The organism is Pseudomonas sp. zfem001 (genome assembly GCF_032621725.1).
GTDB lineage: Bacteria > Pseudomonadota > Gammaproteobacteria > Pseudomonadales > Pseudomonadaceae > Aquipseudomonas > Aquipseudomonas sediminis.
In genome coordinates, this window is sequence record NZ_JAVYJI010000003.1 from 334,212 (window position 1) to 357,134 (window position 22,923).

Here is a 22,923-nt window from a genome sequence, read left to right on the forward strand (position 1 = left end):
CTTCCCCCTCCCGTAAACGAGAGAGGGGGCAAAGCGACTGACTGACCAGGCTCATGGCACAAGGCTCGCCAATCCGGCACAATTCGCAGCATCGTTGCCCGTAAAGTGTCGAAGCCAGCGCCTCGACAGGAGTTGCCCCATGTCCCTGATCATCACCGACGATTGCATCAACTGCGACGTCTGCGAACCCGAGTGCCCTAACGGTGCCATTTCCCAGGGTGAGGAGATCTACGTGATCGACCCCAACCTGTGCACCGAATGCGTCGGCCACTATGACGAGCCGCAATGCCAGCAGGTGTGCCCGGTGGACTGCATCCCGCTCGACGAGAACAACGTCGAGAGTAAGGATGAACTGATGCAGAAATACCGCATCATCACCGGCAAGGCCTGATCCACTCCGGGAGGCTCCAGGCCTCCCGCTTCCTCCGCGCCGTTCTGCCCTCCTCTGAGCAAGGCTGTTAAGCTTCCAGCCTCCCTCAGCCGCCTCTGGTAGATCGCATGTTGCGCAAACTCCTGCTATCGACCCTGCTGCTCGGCGCCAGCCTTCTCGCTCAGGCCGCTCCGCAGCAACCCGCCATTGCCACCGCTCACCCAGCGGCGACCGCTGCAGCGCAGCAGATGCTCGATGCCGGCGGCAACGCCTTCGATGCCGCCGTGGCAGCCAGCGCCGCACTCGCCGTGGTCGAACCCTATGGCTCAGGGCTTGGTGGCGGCGGTTTCTTCCTGCTACGTACTGCCGGCGAAACGCCAGGTTACGACTTCCTCGATGCCCGCGAACGCGCGCCCCTGGAGGCCAAACCGGACCTCTATGTCCGCGATGGCAAGGTACAGCGTGAACTGTCGCTCAACGGTGCGCTGGCAGCTGCCATTCCGGGGCTACCGGCGGCGTTGGTCGAACTGGCCGAAAAACACGGCCGCCTGCCGCTGAAAACCAGTCTGGCTCCGGCAATCCGTCTAGCCAATGAAGGCTTCGCGGTCGACCGTGTCTACCGCGAACGCGCAACCTGGCGCCTGGCCGCGCTGCGTGACGATGCCGAAAGTGCCAAGCTATTTCTCGACCAGGGCGAAATTCCCGCCGAGGGCCATCTGCTGCGTCAGGCGGACCTGGCTGCCACCCTGCAAGCACTGGCCGAACATGGCCGGGAGGGTTTCTATACCGGCCCGATAGCCGAGCGCCTGGTCAGAGGCGTGCGCCATGCCGGCGGCATCTGGTCCGAGGATGACCTGCGTGAGTACCGTATTGCCCGCCGAGCGCCACTGCGCTTCCCCCTGGAAGATGGCCGCGAGCTGATCAGCGCACCGCCACCCTCGGCTGGCGGCATAGCCCTGGCGCAAAGCCTGGCGATACTCGAACAACTGCCCTGGCGCGACGCCGAGCCCGTACAGCGCGTGCATTACGTGGTCGAGGCGCTGCGCCGCGCTTATCGTGACCGTGGCCTGCTGGGCGACCCCGACTTCATCAAGAATCCCGTAGAGCAGCTGCTGTCGCCAGGGCATCTGGCCGTGCTCGCCGGCAGCATCGACCCCGAGCAGGCGACCCCCAGCTCGAGTCTGCCGCCTGCCGGCACCTGGCACGAAGGCGATCACACTACTCACTTTGCCGTACTCGATGCCGAGGGCAATGCTGTCGCTGCAACGCTGTCGATCAACCTGCCGTTCGGCGCCGCCTTCACCGTGCCCGGCACGGGCGTGTTGCTCAACGATGAAATGGACGATTTCGCCGCAGACGTGCAGGGCGCCAACGCCTATGGCCTGGCCGGTAGCCAGGCCAATACCATCGCGGGCGGCAAACGCCCGCTGTCATCCATGAGCCCGAGCTTCATCGAGAGCAGCGACGAATTCACCGCCTTCGGCACCCCCGGCGGTAGTCGTATTCCAAGCATGGTGCTGCTGTCGATGCTCGAATACCTGGACGACAAGCCCATCGAGCGCTGGCCCGCGGTGGCGCGCTACCACCACCAGTTCATGCCCGACGTGATCGAGCATGAGCCGGATACCTTCAGCGATGAACAAGTCGCCGAGCTGCAACGGCGCGGCTACGAACTCAAACGCCTGGATCGGCAGTACGGCAACCAGCAGGTGCTGTTCTGGGACAAGGTCAGCGGCGAGGTACAGGCGGCGAGCGATCCACGCGGGATAGGCTCCTCGGCTCCAGAAACAACGAGCGAAGGAGCGGAATGAATGATCGAATCAGGAGAGCCTGATCAGGCTCTCCTGTTCGCCACCGAACTTGCGCAGCTCCCGGAACAAGGCCTGCTCGCTGCCCAGCATCAGCACGTTGCGCAGGCTTTGGAAGATGCGACTGACGTAGCCCAGGTCATTCATCAGCGAGCTGGTCTGCAGGCCGTCGAGATGGCCGTAGCGCACCTCAGCGAACAGCCGTTGGCGGAACTGCGCATCGAAGCTCGCTGCCTGCTCATCCAACCACCGCAGGCGTGACTGCCACATTTCGTCAGGCATGTCCGAGCGTGCCAGCTCGCGCACCTCGTGCAGAGTCGTCAACAGATGACGACGCAACTCCACATAGGCATCGCGCGCCGCCGACGGTGGCGCATCGAGGTAATGGCCAAGGTTCTTCTGCAGGTGCTTGGCATCCTTGACCGCATCCACCAGTTGCAGCGCCGCCAGCTGGCAGCTGACCCAGAACTGCTGGTGCGCTTCATCCATGGGCAAGTCCATGCGCCCCATGAAGCTCAACAGATCGCCGTACACACCCTTGATGTGAAACTGATACAGGTGCTCGGCATCGAGGCCACCCGGTGCGGGCTTGGCCTGCAACACCCGCTCATCCCCTTTGGCCTGCGCCAGTTGATCGACCGGCAGATACAGCGCATGGCAGATCACCTCCAGGCTCAAGCGGCCCAGGTGTCCCAGCTCCTGCACCACCGCGCCGGATGCTGCATCGACCGAATCCAGAGCGCGCTCGTTCAGATAGCGGGCGCGGGTACGCTCGGGCTCGGCCACCTGCTCGGACGACAGTTCGGTAATCAATACCTGCGGCTCGACTCGTTCCGGCAGCCAACGAATCAGGTACTGAGCCAGGCGCCTCTGAAGTGGCCAGAACAGCGCCACCCCCATGGCATTGAACAGGGTGTGGAACATCGCCAGCTGAATCAGGCTGTTCTCGCCAAGGCCCAACGGCTGGGCCAAGACATGCACCAGCCAGGTCAGCGGACCGAGCAGACAGAAGGCGATAACGCCGGTGGTGATGTTGAACAGCACATGGGCAAGCGCCAGGCGCTGGCCGTTGCGGTTACCGCCGAGCGAGCCAACGAAAGCGGTGGTCACGCTGCTGCCGATATTCGAGCCAATGGCGATGGCCAGGCTCTGACCGAGCTCCAGCTGACCACTGGCCAATGCCGCCAGAGTCAGCATCAGCGTGGCGTGGCTCGATTGCAGCACCACGGTAATAGCCATGCCGATGGCGGTGAACAGCAGCGCCCCACGCAGCCCGCCTTCCTGCAGGCCGGTCATGTCCAGACCATCGCCAAAACTGGCGAAACCTTCCTTGATCTGGTCGATGCCGAGAAAGATGAAAGCGATACCCAGCACGATGCGCCCGGCAGCCTTGCTCTTGGGCCCGAAGAAACCAGCCAGCACACCGAACACCAGCAGCGGCAGGGCAAGCGGACTCAGGCTGAGATTTTGCCCGGCCAGCGCCAGCAACCAGATGCCACTGGTGGCGCCCAGGTTGGCACCGAACAGAATGGCGATGCCGCCGGCCAGCTGGATCAACCCGGTGCTAATGAAGGCGATGGTCAGCAGGGAAACCAGGGTGCTGGATTGCAGCAACAAGGTACCGCCGACCCCGAACAACAGGCTCTTGAAAGGCGTGGACGTGCTGCGCCCGAGTATCTGCTCCAGCTTGCTGCCTGCCAGCTGACGCAGGCCTTCTTCCAGGCACTGCATGCCGAACAGGAAGATCGCCAGCCCAGCGCACAGTTGCAACCAGCCCTGGCTGAACCAGAACGAGGCGATCAGCCCCGACACCACCAGCAACAGCATCACCCAGCGCAGGGACTTCATTACCACCGTTTCTTCCTTTTCTCGGCGTTCAAACGCAAACGGCCTCTCGCCTCCGTGAGGAGACGAGAGGCCGCATCAAGCGGTGTAGCGGATCAGTCGCGCTTGTAGCCGCTGCTGGTGCAGCCCAGGCAACGGACGAAGGCCTCTTTACCCGGCTCGACTACCAGAGACTGAGCAGCTTCACCAACGTTGCCACCCAATGCGGTGAACGGCAGGCTGACGATGAAAGCTGCAGCACCGATGGCAGTGGCGCCGATCAACAGCGGGCGAGCGATGACCAGATCACCGATCATGGCATAGCCCTTGGGCGCCTCGACGGTGTAGAGCGGATCGCCGCTGGCGTTCTGCTGAACCACTTCCGCTTGCGCCGATAGCGCCAGCAGGCCAGAGGTCAGCGCCAGGACAGCAGCGGAAGTGCGGAACGCTTTCATGGATCGATCCTTCAAATTATTCGGGAAAGTGCCAGTAACTATAACAGCGCATTGATAATTGTCAGCGTGACGGACGTCAATCGCCGTGAAAGGCGTATTCCGGCTTTTTCGGTACATAAGGACGAAAGAACGCCAGCATCGTGGCCAGATCGGCCTTCTCGTCACCCGTTGGCTGAAAAGTCGGGCCGATCACCACGCGACGATTCTGGTAGTCCAGCGCCCCGAGCACGATGGGCACACCTGCGCCCAGAGCTATATGGTAGAAGCCCATCTTCCAGCGCTCGACCTTCTTGCGTGTGCCCTCGGGCGAGAGCACCAGAATGAACTCGTCATACTCGCGAAAAGCCTGAATGGCCTGTTCGACGGTATTCAACTGGCGATCCCGACGAATCGCGATACCGCCCCAACTGCGCATCAAGCTACCGAAAGGCCAACTGAAGATGCTGTGCTTGCCGAACCAGCGAGCATTCAGCCGCAGCACGAATTTCAGCGCGATGAAAATCACGAAGTCCCAGTTGGACGTGTGATGAGCCCCGATGGCAACGAACTTGTCGAGTTGCGGCAACTGCCCCTCGATACGCCAGCCCATCAATTTCAGCACGCTGCGCCCCAGCCATTCGGCAGCCGGATTGCGCGGTAGATAGTTGCCGGACATCTAACACCTTCGGTTTTTCTTATTTTTATGCCTTAGGGCGGGTGCAATCCGCCATTGAAATTACGGCGGATTTCACCTGCCCAACGGCTCGCCCATCTGGCAGATCGTCATCTGCTCAGCGCTGGCACTTGGGACAGTAAACACTCGCACGCTGACCCAGTTTGACCTCACGCAGCGTGCTGCCACAGATCTTGCAGAATTCGCCGCCACGCCCGTAGGCGAACAGTTCCTGCTGGAAATATCCGGGCTGACCATCGCCACCGACGAAGTCGCGCAGCGTAGTACCACCACGCTCGATGGCATGGGCGAGGATGCGTTTGATCTCCTCGGCCAGGCGCAGGTAACGCGCACGCGAGACTGAGCCAGCCTCGCGGCGTGGATCGATGCCGGCAGCGAACAACGCTTCGGTGGCGTAGATGTTGCCCACGCCCACCACCACGGCGTTATCCATGATGAACGGTTTGACCGCCATGCTGCGCCCACGCGACATCTGGAACAGACGCTCACCGTCGAACAACCCGCCCAATGGCTCCGGCCCGAGTTTGCTGAGCAATACGTGAGTCAGCGGGTCCTCACTCCACAGCAGTGCACCGAAACGTCGCGGATCGGTGTAACGCAGGGCAAGGCCGGACTCCAGTTCGATATCCACATGCTCATGCTTGGCCGCAGCCAGGCCACATTCGACCAGGCGCAGACTGCCGGACATGCCCAGGTGACTGATCAGACTGCCGACTTCGGCCTTGATCAGCAGGTACTTGGCACGCCGCTCGACGCACTCGATCCGCTGGCCGGACAGACGCACGTCCAGGTCTTCGGGGATCGGCCAACGCAGACGGCGCTCACGCACGATCACGCGGCTGACGCGTTGGCCCTCCAGATAGGGGGCGATACCGCGGCGGGTAGTTTCGACTTCGGGTAATTCAGGCATGGCTATACGGCAGCAAAACGGCGGTGCGCCACCTTAGCAGGAGCGACCCGCAAAGCGGTAGAGCGCCGCCGCGCGAACGCTGGCACTGCGCGAGGACTCAGAGCACGGCTAGATCGCGGATGCTCTCTCGCAGGTTTTCGAAGTCGTACTCCGAGAGTCCCACATACTCCAGGATCGGCTGCGAAATGTACTGCCACTCCATGTCGACGGCCTGGCCACCCAACACACGATGGCTCTCGCAGACATGCTCGGCCATCTTCAGGATGCCCAGCAGTGTCTTGAGCTGCGCATCGCGCCCGGAGTCGTCGCTGAAGATCGACAGCGCGTTGTGGTGGTTGGCGATGACCTCGCAGAGGTGTTCCGGCAGGCGCCAGGAACGCGCGGTGAAGTACCCCACCACCGCGTGGTTAGTGGTCAGCAGGCGGTTCTCGGTATCGACCACGCGCCGCTCGTCGCTGGCGCTGGCGTAGGCCTCCTCCAACACCTGCATGTAATTGGGGAAACGCTTGAGCATCAGCGGAATGCCACAATCGTGGAACAGCCCCAGGCTGTAGGCTTCGTCAGGCGAGTGATAACCGAGGCGCTTGGCCAGGGTCAGGCAGGTCATCGCCACATCCTGAGCGCTGTCCCAGAAGCGGTTCAGCACTAGGATCGCTTCGTCGGTCAGTTCACCCTTGATCGACTGCGCGTTGATCAGGTTGATCACGGTGTTGCAGCCCAGCAGGTTGACCGCCTGCTGGATCGACGCGATGCGATTGGCCAGGCCGAAATGCGGGGAATTGACGATTTTCAGCAACGAACCGGACAGCCCCGGGTCCTGGCTGATCAGCTTGGCGATACTGCGCAGATCGGGGTTAGGCATGATCTGCTCCATCTGCAGGTCGACCATGATCTGCGGCTGCGGCGGTACGCTGATCCCCTGCAGGACTTGCTGGATCTGTTCGGCGGTGAGTTCGTAGGTCATGGAAAGGCGGTCGTGCAGGATGAGAAGTAGGACACAGTCTAGCCAAAGCACAGACCTGCTCGCAGCCGACTTTTGTAAACGCCGGCCCGGCGCGCAAAACGCTATAATCCCGCTCTTTTCCCCGCGGAGCCCGAACTCATGTCTTCCCTGCCCAGTCTGCGCCTGAAAGCCAACGCCGACCGACGCCTGCGCGCCGGCCATCTGTGGGTATACAGCAACGAGATCGATGTCGCTGCCACCCCGCTGCATGGTTTCGCTGCTGGCGACCAGGCCGTCCTGGAAGCGGCCGGCGGCAAGCCGCTGGGCATCGTCGCCATGAGTCCAAACAACCTGATCTGCGCCCGCCTGCTGTCGCGCGACGTCAAGCACGTGCTGGACAAGTCCCTGCTGGTGCATCGCCTCAACGTCGCCCTAAGCCTGCGCGAGCGCCTGTTCGACCAGCCCTGCTACCGCCTGGTGTATGGCGACTCCGACCTGCTGCCGGGGCTGGTGGTCGACCGTTTCTTCGACATCCTCGTGGTCCAACTGGCTTCCGCCACTATGGAGGCGCACAAGGATGACGTGCTCGCCGCGCTGATCCAGGTATGCAAGCCCAGCGGCATCCTGTTCAAGAACGACTCCGCCGCACGCGACGCCGAAGGCCTCGAGCGCTACGTCGACACCGCCTTCGGCGTGGTGCCGGAGTGGGTAGCGCTGGAAGAGAACGGCGTTAAGTTCGAAGCCCCGGTGATCGAAGGACAGAAGACCGGCTGGTTCTACGATCACCGCATGAACCGCGCGCGCCTGGCGCCCTACGTCAAAGGCAAGCGCGTGCTCGACCTGTTCAGCTACATCGGCGGCTGGGGCGTGCAGGCCGCGGCGTTCGGCGCCAGCGAAGTGTTCTGCGTAGATGCCTCGGCCTTCGCCCTCGACGGCGTGGAACGTAATGCCACGCTCAACGGTTTCGCCGAGAAGGTCACCTGCGTCGAGGGTGATGTATTCGCCGCGCTACGCGAACTGAAATCCGCAGAAGAGCGCTTCGATGTGGTGATCGCCGACCCACCCGCCTTCATCAAGCGCAAGAAGGACATCAAGAACGGCGAGGCCGCCTACCGCCGCCTCAACGAAACAGCCATGCGTCTGCTCAACAAGGACGGCATCCTGGTCAGCGCCAGCTGCTCCATGCACCTGGAGGAAGACAACCTGCAGAACATCCTGCTGACCAGCGCCCGCCACCTGGACCGCAACATCCAGCTGCTCGAGCGCGGCGCCCAGGGCCCGGATCATCCGGTACACCCGGCCATCGCTGAAACTCGCTACATCAAGAGTCTCACCGTTCGCCTGCTGCCCAACAGTTGAGCAGCCTGCACCTGCCGAGTGCGTTTCGGCAGGTGCCCCCTCTCTTCCCGCGCTGTTACCTCCCCCCACACCCGCCTCGCATCTCTCCCAGCATCGACTAGGCTTGAACCTGCATAGCAGAGCGCTATCAGCCGGCCATCAGTCATCTGGCTTGCTTATTGCTTTTAGCTATCAACATAACGATCGCCTCCCACGAAGGGGGCGAATCGACTCAGAAGTTGGAGCCTTGGCCACGAGCTGACTCCACATTGCGGATAGCGGGGAGGACTATGACTGCGCAGGCTGGGAACGACGCGTTCCTGCGATTCACCAACGTCAAGAAGACCTACGATCACAAGACCCTGGTGGTCAAGGACTTCAACCTCAATGTGGCCAAGGGCGAATTCATCACCCTGCTCGGCCCCTCCGGTTCCGGCAAGACCACCTGCCTGATGATGCTCGCCGGCTTCGAGGACGTGACCAGCGGCGAGATCCTGATCAACGGCCGCAACGTCACCAGCATCGCCCCCTACGATCGCAACATCGGCATGGTCTTCCAGCAGTACGCGCTGTTCCCGCATATGACCATCCGCGAGAACCTGGCCTACCCGCTGAAAATCCGCAAACTGCCCAAGGACGAGATTCGCGCCAAGGTCGAGGAGTACCTCGCCCTGGTCGAGCTGCAGGCCTTTGGCGGACGCTACCCCGGCCAGCTCTCCGGTGGCCAGCGCCAGCGTGTGGCCCTGGCCCGCGCGCTGATCTTCGCCCCGGATATCGTGCTGATGGACGAGCCGCTCGGTGCGTTGGACAAGAAGCTGCGCGAGCAGATGCAGTTCGAGATCAAGCGCCTGCACGAGCAGCTCGGTTTCACTGTGATCTATGTGACCCACGACCAGACCGAAGCGCTGACCATGAGCGACCGCATCGCCGTATTCAACAACGGCGTAGTGCAGCAATGCGCGCCGCCCCACGTACTTTACGAACGCCCGGCCAACATGTTCGTCGCCGACTTCATCGGTGAAAGCAACAAGCTGCCCGGCGTGATAGAGAGCGTCAGCGAAGAGCGCGTCGAAGTGCGCCTGCTGGATGGCGGCCTGGTCAGCACCCTGAAGGCCAACTGCACGGAAATCGGCCAAGCCACCACCGTCTCGGTGCGCCCGGAAAAACTCAACTTCACCGACCGCCTTGGCGCCGCTGGCAATCAGGTCAAGGCCCGCTTCGTCACCCGCCACTACGTCGGTGAATACATCCGCTACCACTTCGAAACCGCCAGCGGCAGCGAGCTGGTGGTGAAGAACCTGAACGACAGTTCAGCCCCGCAACTCAGCACTCAGGAAGAGGTCGCCCTGGCCTGGCTGCCGGAAGACAGCCAGGCCCTGGATCGATCGGAAGTCCCCACCCACAACTAGTAGAAGCAAATGGAGCACAGCAATGGCTAGATCACTGACTACCAGCGTTTCCACCTTCGCCCTGGTGGCGGCACTGGGACTGGCAACGGGCAGCGCCACCGCCCAGGACAGCCTTACCGTGGTTTCCTGGGGCGGGTCCTACGGCGCCGCGCAGAAGAAACACGTCATCGACCCGTACCAGGCGGAATCCGGCGTCAAGGTCCTGTTCGAGGACTACTCGGGTGGCGTTGCCGAAATCAAGGCCCAGGTGGAATCCGGCAACATCCAGTGGGACGTGGTTGATTTCGAAGTGATCGACCTCGAGCGCGCCTGCTCCGAAGGCTTGCTGGAAACCCTCGACCACAGCGTGCTGCCGGCCGGCATCGACGGCACCGCAGCAGCACAGGACTTCATTCCCGAAGCACTGGCCAGTGAGTGCGCGGTGGGCAACATCGTCTGGTCGGTGGTGTTCGCCTTCAACGACAACACCATCGGCGGCACCAAGGCCACCAGCATTGGCGACTTCTTCGACACCACCAAGATCCCTGGCAAGCGCGCCATGCGCAAACGCCCGCAGGTAAACATGGAGTGGGCGCTGATGGCCGACGGCGTTGCGCCTGAGGAAGTCTACGAAGTACTGGCCACGCCGGAAGGCCAACAACGCGCCTTCGACAAGCTGGCCAGCATCAAGAAAGACATCGTCTGGTTCGACTCCTGGTCGCAAGCGCCTCAACTGCTCAACGACGGTGGCGCGGTACTGGTGCAATCGGCCAACGGCCGCTTCTACGACGCCATCGTGCAGGAGAAGAAGCCCTTCGAAATCGTCTGGGACGGCCACGTCTACGACCTCGACGCCTGGGCCATCGTCAAGGGCACCAAGAAGAAAGAGCTGGCCATGGAGTTCATCAAGTACGCCACCGGTTCCAAGCCGCTGGCGGGCATGCCGGACGTCGCCTACGGCCCGACCCGCAAGTCGTCCATGCCGCTGGCAGACCAGACAGCGACGCCGCACCTGCCGACCGCTCACCTGGATAAAGGCATCCAGGCTGGCTCCGAGTTCTGGGCTGACTATGGCGAGTCGTTGGGTGAGAAATTCAACGAGTGGCTGTTGAAGTAAAGCACCAGCATCCTGTCTCCCCCGGTCTGTGGGAGGGGCTTTAGCCGCGACCGTCGCCGCTGAAGCACCGCCTACGGGAATCGGGGGGAACAGTTGGGCTGAATCCACCGGAGTAACACCTTGTCATCCCTGACCACCAGCGAAGCCGGCCAAGCCGCCAGCGCCCGTCGCAAGAAACGCCTCGCCGCCTTTCTCTTCGTGGTGCCGCTGCTGCTGTTCATCATCGTCACCTTCGTCGCCCCGATCGGCACCATGCTGTGGCGCAGCGTGTATCACCCGACCGTGGCCGAACTGATTCCGCAGACCCTGGCCGAGCTCGAACGCTGGGAAGATCACAAGCAACTGCCAGACGAGAAGACCCTGCAGGTATTCGTCAGCGAACTGCACGCGCTCAACGAGCAGCGACTGTCAGGCAAGCTGTCCGAGGAGTTCAACCGCGCCTATACCGGCATGTCCAGCGTGGTCAAATCTACCGCGCGGCGTATCGGCAGGCTGGATGCACAAGCGCTGCAGGCCCAGGGTGTGCAAACCCTGCTCGATGCCCATCGCAACTGGAGCAAACCCGAGCTGTGGTACGCCATCGAGCGTTCCGGCAAGGTCTACACCTACGATTACTACCTGACGGCCCTGGACCTGGAACTGCACCCCGACGACGGCATCCAGGTGCGCCAGGACACGCAGATCTACCTGCAGCTGTATACCAAGACCCTGAACATGGCGCTGGTCATCACCCTGCTCTGCGCCCTGCTCGGCTACCCGCTGGCCTACTACCTCGCCGGCCTGCCGTCGAACCGCGCCAACCTGCTACTGGTGCTGGTGCTGCTGCCGTTCTGGACCTCGCTGCTGGTGCGCACCACCTCGTGGATCGCGCTGCTGCAGACCAACGGCGTGATCAACTCCTTCCTCATGGGCATCGGCCTGATCAGTCAGCCCTTCGAAATGCTCTACACCTCATTCGCCACCGTGGTGGCGATGACCCACATCCTGCTGCCGTTCATGATCCTGCCGCTGTACAGCGTGATGCGCGGCATCGACCCCAGCTACATGCGCGCCGCGCTCAGCCTGGGCGAAAAACCGATCCCTGCGTTCGCCCGCATCTACTTCCCGATGACCTTGCCAGGGCTCAGCGCCGGAGCGTTGCTGGTGTTCATCATCTCGGTCGGCTACTACATCACCCCGGCACTTGTCGGCGGCACCGACGGGCAGATGATCAGCAACATCATCGCCTTCCATATGCAGCGTTCGAACAACTGGGAGCTGGCCGCCGCGCTGGGCTCGCTGCTGCTCGGGCTGATCCTGCTGCTGTACTGGGTGTACGACCGTTTCGTCGGCGCCAGCAACATCAAGTTGGGATGATGAGACGATGAAGATCCCCGCCTACTACGGCTTCTGGCACCACCTCGGACACTGGCTGCTCAAGGCCAGCTCTTGGTTGGTGCTGCTGTTCCTGATCCTGCCGATCCTGGTGATCGTGCCGCTGTCGTTCAACGCCGAGCCGTTCTTCAGCTTCACCGAAGGCATGCTCACCCTCGACCCCGAGGCCTATTCGCTGCGCTGGTACCGGGAGATATTCAACGATCCTAAATGGATACTGGCGATCAAGAACAGCTTCTTCATCGGCATCCTCTCGACCATCCTCGCCACCATTCTGGGCACCTGCGCCGCCATAGGCCTGGCCCGCGATGAGATGCCGTTTCGCCGCTTCATCACCGCCCTGCTGCTGTCGCCGATGATCGTGCCGCTGATCATCACCGCCGCCGGGATGTTCTTCTTCTACTCCAACCTTGGCCTGGCCGGTGGCTACCTCGGGGTGATCCTGGCGCATGCGGCGCTGGGCACGCCCTTCGTCATCATCACCGTCACCGCCACACTGACCGGCTTCGACTACAGCCTGGCACGCGCAGCGCTGAACCTCGGCGCTACGCCGATTCGCGTGTTCTTCGATGTGATCATGCCGCTGATCCGCCCAGGGGTGATTTCCGGCGCGCTGTTCGCCTTCATCACCTCGTTCGACGAAGTGGTGGTGATCCTGTTCATGGCCGGCCCACAACAACGCACCATTCCACGGCAGATGTTCTCGGGCCTGCGCGAGCAGATCAACCCGAGCATCCTGGCCATCGCCACCCTACTGATTCTGGTGTCCATCGCCTTGCTGGTGACCATCGAACTGTTGCGCCGCCGCGCGGAGCGCATGCGCGGGATCGAAATACCGCATTAAGGCACACCAACCGATCACCGCTGCCCAATGAAAACCCTGATACATACCCATGGGCGACATAGGATCGTCGACCACGCCAGTATTCCAGCGTCAGGCTAATTTCTTGCTGTCCTCACACGCTACACGGGCGATATGCTAGGTCATCAGACAAGCAGAGCTCGTACCATGATCACGCCCTCCCACGAAGGCATCAGCCACCTGGTGGCCGATGCACTCGCTCCGCCCCCTCCCCCGCCACAACCGGCCGCTGCCCCATATATGGAGACGGATAAACACAGGCGCAGCTAAACCGCTGAGCTGCACCGACTGCCTCTGAACGGTACCGGCCTCTCGTCCAAGTGACTGGAAACAGGGGAACGCACATCTCATCTCACCCGCCTCCGGCGAGTGAAGCCCTCAGCTTCCGTCACTTCTTCTATCGATGTTGGGCGTCCCTCCTCACCTGCGACCCGTACGCCAGGCAAGAAGAACGTCCAACTCTGTGCCAGCCCAGCGGTGGATTGCCCGCCCCGCGCCAAGAAGAGATAGAGCTAAGGTGAACATAACAACGACGCTCTCGCGCTACGCCCCCCTTCCTCGCAAACAGCAAACACCAGATACCGAAGCCGTCTGCTCGAGCTGCCAGCCGCAACTGGCCAAGCTCTGCACTCTCGCCCGCACCCAGGAGCGCAAACGTATCGCGCGCGAGCTGCACGACGAGCTAGGGCAGCAACTAACTGCATTGCAACAAGGGCTGGGCGTGTTGCGCATCCATCTCGGCCAGGATCGCCCTGATCTGCTCGGCCACATCGAACGCCTGACTGCCATTTCCCTCGGTGCCATCGAAGTCATCCGTGAAATCAGCAATGGGGCACCCATCAAGAAACTGCAGCACAACCTGAGCAGCACCCTCGAAGGCTTGATCGATGAATTCCGCCAGCTCTCCGAGGTCGACTGCCGCTACAACTTGCCCAAGCAGAACCTGGACCTGGAGCCGGGACGCGCCGCTCACCTATATCGAATAGTCCAGGAGTCGCTGACCAACATCCTGCGCCATGCCAATGCCACCCGGGCAGAAGTGAGCCTGGAGCGGCGCGAGAATGACTACGTGCTGGAGATATTCGATGACGGACAGGGCTTCATCCTCAGCGACATACTGCCCGACTCCACCGGACTGTCCGGCATGCGCGAGCGCGGCAGGCAACTGGGTGGCCCCGTGATCATTTTCAGCCACCCCGGCCAGGGCACCATCGTCCAGGCAATATTCCCCGTGAAAATCAATCGATGAAGGAAAGCCTATGATCAACCTGATGATCGTCGACGATCACACGATGATGCGAGAAGGCCTGAAACGGCTACTCGAACTGGACAAGGACATCTGCATAGCCGGCGAGGCGGCCAACGGTCTACAGGCATTGGAGCGCCTGAGAATGAAGGATATCGATCTTCTCCTGCTGGATATCAGCATGCCCGGCCTCAGTGGTGAGGCGTTGATATCACGCGTCGTCCATCAGCATCCGCAACTGCCGATTCTGGTGCTCAGCATGCACAACGACCCCCATGTCGCCATGCGCGTGCTGCGCTCGGGTGCCACCGGCTACATGACCAAAACCCAGTCGCCCGAGACGCTGATCGCGGCCGTGAAAAAAGTCAGCACTGGCGCGCGCTACATCGACCCCGAGCTGCTCGAACAGATAGCCCTCAACAGCCTCAAGCAGAACCCACCGTGCGGCCTCGACAGCTTGACCAATCGAGAGTTCCAGATCATGCGACTACTGGCAGATGGCCTTAGCGTCAATCAGATCGCCGAACAACTGATGATCAGCAACAAGACCGTCAGTACCCATAAGATAAATCTGATGGAGAAGATGGGCTTTTCCAACAACGCCGACATGATCAAGTTCGCCAGCAGACTCAGCATTTCCGAGTCTGACTGAGGATTTCCCTAGCCCAAAGCGGGACAAATCCACGCGCAAATCCAGCGCATTCCGATGCCCCCACCCAAGTGCCTAATGCATCCTCCAGATGTCGACGGAACGATGACAGGCACCCTGCAGGAACCTCCCCCTTCTAGCCTGGCAACTGTTCCGCGATCACCTGACCCCAGCAGTCGCGGAGCCAAGACGTGCGCGAGCAGAACCTCCCCCTGGTTATCCCATCGCTAACGCTGCTGGCAGGCACCGTGGCGGTCGTTCTGGTCGGCCTTGGCTGGCTGAATACCCTTGTCGCGCTGGCTGGCCTGCTGGTGACTGGTGGTGCCCTGCTGTTCCAGCAGAAACGGCTCGGCCCATCGCAGCAGCCCGTTGCAGTCCAGAGCAGTGACGAGCAACCTGTATCTCACGATATAGAAGAGCTTTGCGAACAGACGCTGCCACTCTGGTCGCAACAGATTCACTCCGCTCGCAACCATACCGAAGAAGCCATCAGCGCACTGAGCGAGCGCTTCGCCAACCTCGCTGTACGCATTCAGCAGAGCCTGGGCAACGGCCCCGAACGCGAGGCTGGCAATCGTCTGGTCGCACTGCTGTCCACCAGCCAGCACGAGCTGGACATGATCATCATGGCCCTGCGCGAAGCGCTGGCCAGCAAGGAGTCGCTGCTCAAGGAAGTCATGGAGCTGTCGAGCTTCACCGACCAGTTGCAGGACATGGCGCAGGACGTCGCCGATATCGCCAAACAGACCAACCTCCTGGCACTCAACGCCGCTATCGAGGCCGCACGTGCGGGCGAGAGCGGCCGAGGCTTTGCCGTGGTCGCCGACGAAGTACGCAAGCTGTCCACCATGTCCGGTAGCACGGGGCAGCGCATCGGAGAAACGGTAACCATCGTCAACAGCGCGATTCACAAGACGCTGAACATCTCCCGCGAATACGCCAAGACCGACGCCGTCACCCTGAACAATGCCAGCGACGTCATCAAAGGCGTAATCACCCGTTTTCACCACAGCGCCAGCGGTATCGTCAGCCACAACGAAGCGATGCGCAGCCAGAGCGAAATCGTCGCCCAGGACATCGCCGAAGTATTGGTCTCACTGCAATTCCAGGATCGCATCAGCCAGATGCTCGGGCATGTCAGCGGTGACATCGACAAGCTGCTCGAACAGATCCTCTCGCGCAACGAACACCGCCGCCTCGGCAATCAACCTGCTCCCCTGGACATCCCGCGCTGGCTGGATGAGCTGTCCCAGACCTACACCATGCCCGAGCAGCATGACATTCACCGGGGCGCAGCACCCGCCAAGCGTAACGATTCCGAAATCACTTTCTTCTGAGGTTCCCCATGGGCAAGACCGTACTCATCGTCGACGACTCCGCCTCCATCCGACAGGTCGTCAGCATCACGCTCAAGGGCGCTGGCTACGACGTGATCGAAGGCTGCGACGGCAAGGACGCACTGGGTAAGCTGGACGGGCGCAAGGTACACCTGATCATCAGCGACGTGAATATGCCGAACATGGACGGCATCACCTTCCTCAAGAACGTCAAGCAACTGCCCGCCTACAAGTTCACCCCGGTGATCATGCTCACCACCGAAGCCGGCGAAGCGAAGAAAGACGAAGGCCGCGCAGCCGGTGCCAAGGCCTGGGTGGTCAAGCCTTTCCAGCCGGCGCAGATGCTCAATGCCGTCTCCAAGCTGATCCTGCCTTGAGGCCAACGCCATGACAGAAGCGTCGGGCGAGAATCTGTATCGCATCCTCCCGCTGGAAGGCGGGCTGACCATCTACAGCGTCAGCGAACACATGGAGCTGCTGCTGCGCGCCCTGGCGCCCGGCGCTGAAGTCGAACTGGATCTCTCGGCCCTCGACGAACTCGACTGTGCAGGTATCCAGCTACTGGTTCTGACCAAGCAAGAAGCCAGCCGCCAAGGCTGTCAGCTGCGCCTTAGCCACCACAGCCTGGCAGTGATCGAGGCGTTCGAACTCAGCGGGCTCGCCTCCTTCTTCGGCGATCCCATTCTGATCAAACCCAGCGACGAGTGACGCAGTATGGATATGGACGAAGTACTCAAGATCTTCATCGCTGAAAGCCGAGAACTGCTCGAACTGATGGAGGAAGCATTGCTCCTGCTGGAGAGTGCTCCCGAAGACGCCGACACCATCAATGCGATCTTTCGTGCCGCCCACACGATCAAGGGTTCGGCCGGGCTGTTCGGCCTCGATCTGATCGTCGACTTCACCCATATCGCCGAAAGCGTGCTCGACCGTATCCGCAACGGCGAGCTGCACTTCGATGAAACCCTTACCGCACTGTTCCTGCAGGTTGGCGATCACCTCGGCAAACTCATCACCCACCTAGACGAAGGCCACGATCTCGAACAACTGGATGCCGACAGCCTGGAGCAGAACCGCCTGCTCGGGGAGCGCCTGAGCGCCTATATGGCGCCACCCAGAAATCCCGGCGGACTGCCTGTCAACCATGAGCGGATTGAGCGCAGCACCCAGGACGGCCTCAGCGCCGACCACTGGCACCTGTCACTGCGTTTCGGCCCCGACACCCTGCGCAATGGCATGGACCCGCTGTCCTTGCTGCGCTATCTCAACACCTTTGGCCGCATCGTCAACATCGTGCCGTTGCTCGATCGCGTACCGCCAGCCGCTGAGATGGACCCAGAGACGTGCTATCTCAGTTTCGAAGTTGCCTTCGCCAGCGACGCCGACAAGGCCACCATCGAGGGCGCCTTCGAGTTCGTCCGTGAAGACAGCCTGATCCGCATTCTGCCCCCGCACAGCAAGTCCAACGAATACCTCGAACTGATCCGCGCCCTTCCCGAAGAAGACATGCGCCTGGGTGAAATCCTCATGCGTTGCGGCACCCTCACCGCCGCCGAACTGCAGGATGTACTCCACGCCCAGGTTCAGGGACAGCAAGAAGCTGAAACTCGCCCTATCGGCCAGGTGTTGATGGAAGAAAGCCTGGTGCAGCCGCCGGTGATCGCAGCGGCACTGCAGAAGCAGCAGCAGGTCAAGGAAAGCCGTAACAGCGAGAACAACCTGATCCGCGTTGACGCCGGCAAGCTCGACCAACTGATCAACCTGGTCGGCGAACTGATCATCGCAGGTGCCGGTGCACGCATGACCGCCCAGCAATGTGGTCATGCCGAAATGCTGGAGTCCACCGAACAACTTTCGCGCCTCGTGGAAGAAGTGCGCGACTCGGCATTGACCCTGCGCATGGTGCAGATCGGCGCCACCTTCAACCGCTTCCAGCGTGTGGTACGCGACGTTTCACGCGAGATCGGCAAGGACATCACGCTTTCCATCAGCGGTGGCGAAACCGAGCTGGACAAGACCGTGGTCGAGCGTATCACCGACCCGCTTACTCACCTGGTGCGCAATGCCATGGATCATGGCATCGAACCCTTGGCAGTGCGCCAGGCACGAGGCAAGCAAGCGCAAGGCAACGTGCACCTGAACGCCTACCACGACGCAGGCAGCATCGTGCTGGAAGTGACGGACGACGGTGGTGGTCTTGACCCTCAGCGGATCCTCGCCAAGGCCCGTGAGCGCGGGCTGATCAGCGACGGGCAGGTGCTGACCGAAAAGGAAACATTCAACCTTATCTTCGAACCCGGCTTCTCCACCGCAGACCAGGTCAGCAATCTCTCGGGGCGCGGCGTCGGCATGGATGTGGTCAAGCGCAACATTTCCGCCCTGCGCGGCAACATCGAACTGGACAGCCGCCTGGGTGAAGGCACCTGCGTACGCATCCGCCTGCCGCTGACCCTGGCCATCATCGACGGTTTCCTGGTCGGTGTAGGCCCGGCGGGTTACGTGATCCCGCTGGATCTGGTCGAGGAATGCATCGAGCTCGAGCCTGGCGCATGCAATGACCGCGGCCACATCTCGCTACGCGGAGAGGTATTGCCATTCATCCGCATGCGCGAGCTGTTCGATGAGGAAGGCCAACCGCCAAGGCGCGAAAACGTGGTGGTCGTCAGCTACGCAGGCCAGCGCGCCGGATTGGTCGTCGACCACCTGATGGGCGAATTCCAGACCGTGATCAAGCCGCTGGGCAAGCTGTTTGGCACCTGCCGGGGCATTGGTGGCTTCACCATCCTGGGCAGTGGCGCCGTCGCGCTGATCCTCGACATACCCAGCCTTTTGACCGACCTCGCCCACCCGGCGGCCAACGCCGCACCCGCTGCCATCGAAGCCTGAACCCAACGACAGAGCCCTATCACCATGAGCCTTCCCAGCAGCCCAGCCAGCCTCGAGCAACATCCGCTGGTGAGCAGTACATCTGCGCAAGAGCAGAGCCTGCCGCAGCAGTACCTGACGTTCGAGCTCAACGAACGCCGCTACGCGCTGGATGGTCTGTGCGTGCGCGAAATCATCGAGTACCCGCAACTGACACGCGTGCCCATGGCTGCCACCTGCATTCATGGCGTCATCAATCTGCGCGGAGCCGTGGTACCGGTCATCGACCTGAGCCTGCGTTTCGGCCAGGGCGCCAGCCGTATAGACAAACGCACCTGCATCATCATCGTCGAGATCACGGACGACGCGGACGCCCACGTGCTGGGGATCATCGTTGACGCCGTCAGCGAAGTCCTCGAAGTGGCCGCCAACCAAGTGCGTCCTGCACCAACCTTCGGCAACCCCGTTCGCGCCGACTTCATCCACGGCATGGTTCGCCAGGGTGACGAATTCATCGTTTTGCTGACCATCGAAAACACCCTGGCGGTTGCCGAAATCGCGGCTTCCGGCAGCACCACGCACGCACGACAAGCGCTTGAGCGCCCGGCTAGGTAATACGGAGAGAGTAACCATGTTCAAGAATATGAGAGTGGCGACCAAGCTTGGCCTGGGCTTTGGCTCGGTCGTAGCCCTGCTGGTGCTGGCGACCGTGCTCGGGATCATGCGCATGAGCGCGATCAATGCGGCCAACGACTTCATCGTGTCTGATCGCTACCCCAAGATCGTCCAGTCCAACACCATCAAGGAAGAGACCCTCAACCAGGCCCGACTGGTGCGCGACCTGATCATTCGTGATGATCCGGCGATCGATGCAAAGAACATGGAAGCGATCACCGTCAGCCGTGAGCGTCGGGCCAGCGCCTTCGAAGAGCTGCAGAAAACTGTGAATACGCCGCAAGGTCGTGACCTGCTGGCACGCATCAATGCTGCTCGCGTGTTGGTAGGCCAGCGCTATGAAGAGCTGTTCACCTTCGTTGACGACACCGACCGCGCGCTGGCCTATCTCTACGACCAGGTGGTGCCGGCCAACAACGAACTGCTGGCAGCCTCGCTGGCCATGGTGGACTTCCAGAGCGGCCTGATGGACAAGAGCGCAGTCGAAGCAACGGAGCTCTATGAAGAGTCGCGCATGCAGCTGACGGTCATTGGTGGCGTTGCGGTGTTGATCTCCATTTTGCTCGCGTGGCTGATTACTCACAGCCTGCTGCGCCAACTGGGTGGTGAGCCGGGCTACGCGGCTGAAGTGGTAACCCGCATCGCCGAAGGCGACCTCCGAGTAGAGGTCAATACCCGCGCCGGCGATACCACCAGCATGCTCGCCGCCATCAAGAGCATGTCGCAGCGCCTGGCCCAGATCATCACCGAAGTGCGTAGCTCCGCCGATTCGCTGACCAGCGCCTCCGAGGAGATTTCCGCCACGGCTCAGAGTATGAGTCAGGCCGCTTCCGAACAGGCTGCCTCGGTCGAGGAAACCAGCGCTTCGATGGAGCAGATGTCGGCGTCCATCGCACAGAATACCGAGAACGCGCGCATCACCGACGGCATGGCCAGCAAGGCCAGCGGCGAAGCCGGTGAAGGTGGCCAGGCGGTCAAGGAAACCGTGCGCGCCATGAAAACCATCGCCGACAAGATCGGTATCGTCGACGACATCGCCTACCAAACCAACCTGCTCGCGCTCAACGCCGCCATCGAAGCTGCACGTGCGGGCGAGCACGGCAAAGGCTTCGCCGTGGTCGCTGCCGAAGTTCGCAAGCTGGCCGAGCGCAGCCAGGTGGCCGCGCAGGAAATCGGCGAAGTGGCCAAGTCCAGTGTGCAACTGGCCGAACGCGCTGGCACCCTGCTCGACGAGATCGTACCGTCCATCGCCAAGACTTCCGATCTGGTGCAGGAAATTTCTGCGGCCTCCGAGGAGCAGAGCTCCGGCGTCGGCCAGATCAGCACGGCGATGAACCAGCTCAACGAGATCACCCAGCAGAACGCCTCTTCCTCCGAAGAGCTTGCAGCCACTGCAGAGGAAATGAGCGGCCAGGCAGAGCAACTGCAACAGCTGATGGACTTCTTCAAGCTCAACAGCATGGGCACCGGGCGCAGCCAGCAACGCCAGGTTCAGCAGCAGCGCCCGAGCCATTCGTCGCGTGCACAACACATCGACGATGACGCCGCGATGCCCATGGCAGGTGGTCTTCCGGCCGGTTACGTGCGCTTCCAGGAGTAGCCAATGGCTGCCGCAATCAGCAACGCCGCCGGCCAGTACCTGACGTTCACCCTGGCTCAGGAGCTGTTCGCCGTCGATATCCATGCCGTACGCGAGATCATCGAGTACGGCAGGCTGACCAGCGTACCGATGATGCCGCCGAGCATCCTCGGCGTCATCAACCTGCGCGGGGCCGTCGTGCCGGTCATCGATCTCGGCCTGCGCTTCGGCGGTAGTGCCACGGTGATTGGGCCACGCACCTGCATCGTCATACTGGAAATCGCCTCGAATGACGGGCTACGCGTCATCGGCATGGTGGTCGACGCGGTCAACGAAGTGCTGGAGCTGGGTAGCGGACAGATCGAACCCGCGCCTAGCTTCGGTAATCACATCCGCGCTGACTTCATTCGCGGCATGGGCAAGCTGGATGATCGGCTTGTCGTGCTGCTCGATGTCGGCCGGGTGCTATCGGATGATGAAATAGCGCTGCTGGAGCAAGCCAGCGCTCACCGCGGGACGATGCAGGACAACCCATGAGCAGCAACACCGCCATCGCCCTGAGTGACCTGGAGTTTTCCAAGTTTCGCCAGTTGATCTACGAGATCGCCGGTATCAGCCTTTCCGATGCAAAGAAACCGCTGGTCGCCGGGCGGCTGAGCAAACGCCTGCGCGAGTTCGAACTCGACAGCTACGGCGAGTACTTCCGCCGCCTGAGCCAGAGCCCGGCAGAGCTGCAGACTTGTGTCGATCTGCTGACCACCAACGAAACCTACTTCTTTCGCGAACCCAAGCATTTCGACTTCCTGCGTGAGCGTCTGGGCCAGCCCGGACTGATTCCCAGCGGACGGCCCCTGCGCATCTGGAGTGGCGCCTGCTCCAGCGGCGAGGAGCCCTACAGCATTGCACTGCTGCTGGCCGACGTACTCGGCGACAAACCCTGGGAGATCCTTGCGTCGGATATCAGCCAGCGGGTGCTGGATCGTGCTCGGGCCGGGGTCTATCGTGTGCAGGACAGCGAAGATATCCCGCGCCGGATGCTGGTCAGCCACTGTTTTCGCGGTGTAGGCGCCAACGAGGGCAATCTGCTCATCGACCCGGCACTGCGTCGCCGCGTGCGCTTCGAGCAGATCAACCTGAACAACTCATTGCCGGAAATCGGTCAGTTCGATGTGATTTTCCTGCGTAACGTCATGATCTACTTCGATGGTGAAACCAAGCGTCAGGTCGTGAAGCGCCTGCTGAGTCGCCTGCGCCCAGGCGGTTACTTTCTGATCAGCCATTCGGAAAGCCTCAACGGCATCGATGAGACGCTCAAGGTCGTGAAACCGTCGATCTACCGCAAACCCGATGCCTAGGCCCGCTGCACCACGTGACGTCTATCTGCAACCCGGCGATCTGCACTTCGCAGGCGTCGGCACGCGCATCCGCACGCTACTCGGCTCTTGCGTCTCGCTGGTGTTCTGGCATCCGCGCCATCGATTGGGCGGCATGTGCCACTACATGCTGCCAA

General features: G+C 61.7%; 21 protein-coding genes and 1 pseudogene. 17 read left to right on the plus strand and 5 right to left on the minus strand.

The window, feature by feature from the left end; all coding sequences use genetic code 11:
- Window positions 1-139: 139 nt before the first annotated feature.
- Both RTH74_RS13680 and ggt read left to right on the plus strand, forming a co-directional pair.
- Window positions 140-391 carry a YfhL family 4Fe-4S dicluster ferredoxin gene (locus RTH74_RS13680; RefSeq protein ID WP_004373873.1) on the plus strand — a complete coding sequence of 84 codons (252 nt, stop codon included), beginning with the start codon at window positions 140-142 and terminating at the stop codon, window positions 389-391.
- A 107-nt stretch (window positions 392-498) separates the two neighbouring features.
- A complete protein-coding gene (gene ggt, locus RTH74_RS13685; protein ID WP_179543752.1) occupies window positions 499-2,181 on the plus strand; it encodes a gamma-glutamyltransferase in 1,683 nt (560 codons plus the stop codon).
- Between the two features lie 9 nt (window positions 2,182-2,190).
- Here ggt and RTH74_RS13690 read toward each other — a convergent pair whose 3' ends face one another.
- The 5 genes from RTH74_RS13690 to RTH74_RS13710 all read right to left on the minus strand — a co-directional run bounded on the left by RTH74_RS13690 (window position 2,191) and on the right by RTH74_RS13710 (window position 7,004).
- A complete protein-coding gene (locus tag RTH74_RS13690) occupies window positions 2,191-4,026 on the minus strand; it encodes a Na/Pi symporter (protein ID WP_316915011.1) in 1,836 nt (611 codons plus the stop codon).
- Window positions 4,027-4,118: 92 nt separating this feature from the next.
- Window positions 4,119-4,457: a hypothetical protein gene (locus RTH74_RS13695; protein ID WP_037005370.1), complete on the minus strand. Its 339-nt coding sequence runs from the start codon at window positions 4,455-4,457 to the stop codon at window positions 4,119-4,121.
- Between the two features lie 76 nt (window positions 4,458-4,533).
- Entirely contained in the window at window positions 4,534-5,112 is a 579-nt protein-coding gene (locus RTH74_RS13700; protein ID WP_316915012.1) for a lysophospholipid acyltransferase family protein, read from the minus strand.
- Between the two features lie 115 nt (window positions 5,113-5,227).
- Window positions 5,228-6,040 (minus strand): bifunctional DNA-formamidopyrimidine glycosylase/DNA-(apurinic or apyrimidinic site) lyase, encoded by an 813-nt coding sequence (mutM, locus tag RTH74_RS13705; RefSeq protein WP_125835545.1) that lies wholly within the window; start codon window positions 6,038-6,040, stop codon window positions 5,228-5,230.
- A gap of 97 nt (window positions 6,041-6,137) precedes the next feature.
- Entirely contained in the window at window positions 6,138-7,004 is an 867-nt protein-coding gene (locus RTH74_RS13710; protein ID WP_099525965.1) for an HDOD domain-containing protein, read from the minus strand.
- Window positions 7,005-7,142: 138 nt separating this feature from the next.
- On the opposite strand from RTH74_RS13710, the gene RTH74_RS13715 reads away from it, so the two are divergent.
- From RTH74_RS13715 to RTH74_RS13785, 15 genes and pseudogenes are all read left to right on the plus strand, one after another.
- Window positions 7,143-8,342: a class I SAM-dependent rRNA methyltransferase gene (locus tag RTH74_RS13715; RefSeq protein ID WP_179574734.1), complete on the plus strand. Its 1,200-nt coding sequence runs from the start codon at window positions 7,143-7,145 to the stop codon at window positions 8,340-8,342.
- Between the two features lie 269 nt (window positions 8,343-8,611).
- On the plus strand, window positions 8,612-9,730 hold the full coding sequence (locus RTH74_RS13720) for an ABC transporter ATP-binding protein (protein WP_316915013.1): 1,119 nt from the start codon (window positions 8,612-8,614) through the stop codon (window positions 9,728-9,730).
- Window positions 9,731-9,752: 22 nt separating this feature from the next.
- On the plus strand, window positions 9,753-10,826 hold the full coding sequence (locus RTH74_RS13725) for an ABC transporter substrate-binding protein (RefSeq protein ID WP_099525968.1): 1,074 nt from the start codon (window positions 9,753-9,755) through the stop codon (window positions 10,824-10,826).
- Between the two features lie 120 nt (window positions 10,827-10,946).
- A complete protein-coding gene (locus RTH74_RS13730) occupies window positions 10,947-12,182 on the plus strand; it encodes an ABC transporter permease (protein WP_316915014.1) in 1,236 nt (411 codons plus the stop codon).
- A gap of 7 nt (window positions 12,183-12,189) precedes the next feature.
- Entirely contained in the window at window positions 12,190-13,044 is an 855-nt protein-coding gene (locus RTH74_RS13735) for an ABC transporter permease (RefSeq protein ID WP_143505185.1), read from the plus strand.
- A gap of 535 nt (window positions 13,045-13,579) precedes the next feature.
- Window positions 13,580-14,311 carry a sensor histidine kinase gene (locus tag RTH74_RS13740; protein WP_316915015.1) on the plus strand — a complete coding sequence of 244 codons (732 nt, stop codon included), beginning with the start codon at window positions 13,580-13,582 and terminating at the stop codon, window positions 14,309-14,311.
- A 10-nt stretch (window positions 14,312-14,321) separates the two neighbouring features.
- On the plus strand, window positions 14,322-14,960 hold the full coding sequence (locus tag RTH74_RS13745; protein WP_316915016.1) for a response regulator transcription factor: 639 nt from the start codon (window positions 14,322-14,324) through the stop codon (window positions 14,958-14,960).
- 716 nt (window positions 14,961-15,676) lie between these two features.
- A pseudogene (locus tag RTH74_RS24255) lies at window positions 15,677-16,294 on the plus strand (methyl-accepting chemotaxis protein); the annotation flags it as partial.
- An 8-nt stretch (window positions 16,295-16,302) separates the two neighbouring features.
- Window positions 16,303-16,671 carry a response regulator gene (locus RTH74_RS13755; protein ID WP_099525974.1) on the plus strand — a complete coding sequence of 123 codons (369 nt, stop codon included), beginning with the start codon at window positions 16,303-16,305 and terminating at the stop codon, window positions 16,669-16,671.
- A 10-nt stretch (window positions 16,672-16,681) separates the two neighbouring features.
- A complete protein-coding gene (locus RTH74_RS13760) occupies window positions 16,682-17,002 on the plus strand; it encodes an STAS domain-containing protein (RefSeq protein WP_316915018.1) in 321 nt (106 codons plus the stop codon).
- A gap of 6 nt (window positions 17,003-17,008) precedes the next feature.
- Window positions 17,009-19,180: a chemotaxis protein CheA gene (locus tag RTH74_RS13765; protein ID WP_316915019.1), complete on the plus strand. Its 2,172-nt coding sequence runs from the start codon at window positions 17,009-17,011 to the stop codon at window positions 19,178-19,180.
- Window positions 19,181-19,204: 24 nt separating this feature from the next.
- Complete coding sequence (locus RTH74_RS13770) at window positions 19,205-19,774, plus strand: chemotaxis protein CheW (RefSeq protein ID WP_316915020.1); 570 nt, start codon at window positions 19,205-19,207, stop codon at window positions 19,772-19,774.
- Between the two features lie 16 nt (window positions 19,775-19,790).
- Window positions 19,791-21,434 (plus strand): methyl-accepting chemotaxis protein, encoded by a 1,644-nt coding sequence (locus RTH74_RS13775; protein WP_316915021.1) that lies wholly within the window; start codon window positions 19,791-19,793, stop codon window positions 21,432-21,434.
- Window positions 21,435-21,437: 3 nt separating this feature from the next.
- The gene (locus RTH74_RS13780) at window positions 21,438-21,950 is read left to right on the plus strand and encodes a chemotaxis protein CheW (protein WP_316915022.1); all 513 of its coding nucleotides are present in this window, start codon (window positions 21,438-21,440) and stop codon (window positions 21,948-21,950) included.
- Window positions 21,947-22,768, plus strand: coding sequence for a protein-glutamate O-methyltransferase CheR (locus RTH74_RS13785; protein ID WP_316915023.1), 822 nt, complete (start codon window positions 21,947-21,949; stop codon window positions 22,766-22,768). Before RTH74_RS13780 ends, RTH74_RS13785 begins: the two co-directional genes overlap by 4 nt.
- Window positions 22,769-22,923: the final 155 nt, after the last annotated feature.

Coding starts and splice junctions, on each gene's coding strand:
- RTH74_RS13680 (WP_004373873.1), top strand. CDS start 140: ATGTCCCTGATCATCACCGACGATTGCATCAACTGCGACGTCTGCGAA.
- ggt (WP_179543752.1), top strand. CDS start 499: ATGTTGCGCAAACTCCTGCTATCGACCCTGCTGCTCGGCGCCAGCCTT.
- RTH74_RS13690 (WP_316915011.1), bottom strand. CDS start 4,026: ATGAAGTCCCTGCGCTGGGTGATGCTGTTGCTGGTGGTGTCGGGGCTG.
- RTH74_RS13695 (WP_037005370.1), bottom strand. CDS start 4,457: ATGAAAGCGTTCCGCACTTCCGCTGCTGTCCTGGCGCTGACCTCTGGC.
- RTH74_RS13700 (WP_316915012.1), bottom strand. CDS start 5,112: ATGTCCGGCAACTATCTACCGCGCAATCCGGCTGCCGAATGGCTGGGG.
- mutM (WP_125835545.1), bottom strand. CDS start 6,040: ATGCCTGAATTACCCGAAGTCGAAACTACCCGCCGCGGTATCGCCCCC.
- RTH74_RS13710 (WP_099525965.1), bottom strand. CDS start 7,004: ATGACCTACGAACTCACCGCCGAACAGATCCAGCAAGTCCTGCAGGGG.
- RTH74_RS13715 (WP_179574734.1), top strand. CDS start 7,143: ATGTCTTCCCTGCCCAGTCTGCGCCTGAAAGCCAACGCCGACCGACGC.
- RTH74_RS13720 (WP_316915013.1), top strand. CDS start 8,612: ATGACTGCGCAGGCTGGGAACGACGCGTTCCTGCGATTCACCAACGTC.
- RTH74_RS13725 (WP_099525968.1), top strand. CDS start 9,753: ATGGCTAGATCACTGACTACCAGCGTTTCCACCTTCGCCCTGGTGGCG.
- RTH74_RS13735 (WP_143505185.1), top strand. CDS start 12,190: ATGAAGATCCCCGCCTACTACGGCTTCTGGCACCACCTCGGACACTGG.
- RTH74_RS13745 (WP_316915016.1), top strand. CDS start 14,322: ATGATCAACCTGATGATCGTCGACGATCACACGATGATGCGAGAAGGC.
- RTH74_RS13755 (WP_099525974.1), top strand. CDS start 16,303: ATGGGCAAGACCGTACTCATCGTCGACGACTCCGCCTCCATCCGACAG.
- RTH74_RS13760 (WP_316915018.1), top strand. CDS start 16,682: ATGACAGAAGCGTCGGGCGAGAATCTGTATCGCATCCTCCCGCTGGAA.
- RTH74_RS13765 (WP_316915019.1), top strand. CDS start 17,009: ATGGATATGGACGAAGTACTCAAGATCTTCATCGCTGAAAGCCGAGAA.
- RTH74_RS13770 (WP_316915020.1), top strand. CDS start 19,205: ATGAGCCTTCCCAGCAGCCCAGCCAGCCTCGAGCAACATCCGCTGGTG.
- RTH74_RS13775 (WP_316915021.1), top strand. CDS start 19,791: ATGTTCAAGAATATGAGAGTGGCGACCAAGCTTGGCCTGGGCTTTGGC.
- RTH74_RS13780 (WP_316915022.1), top strand. CDS start 21,438: ATGGCTGCCGCAATCAGCAACGCCGCCGGCCAGTACCTGACGTTCACC.
- RTH74_RS13785 (WP_316915023.1), top strand. CDS start 21,947: ATGAGCAGCAACACCGCCATCGCCCTGAGTGACCTGGAGTTTTCCAAG.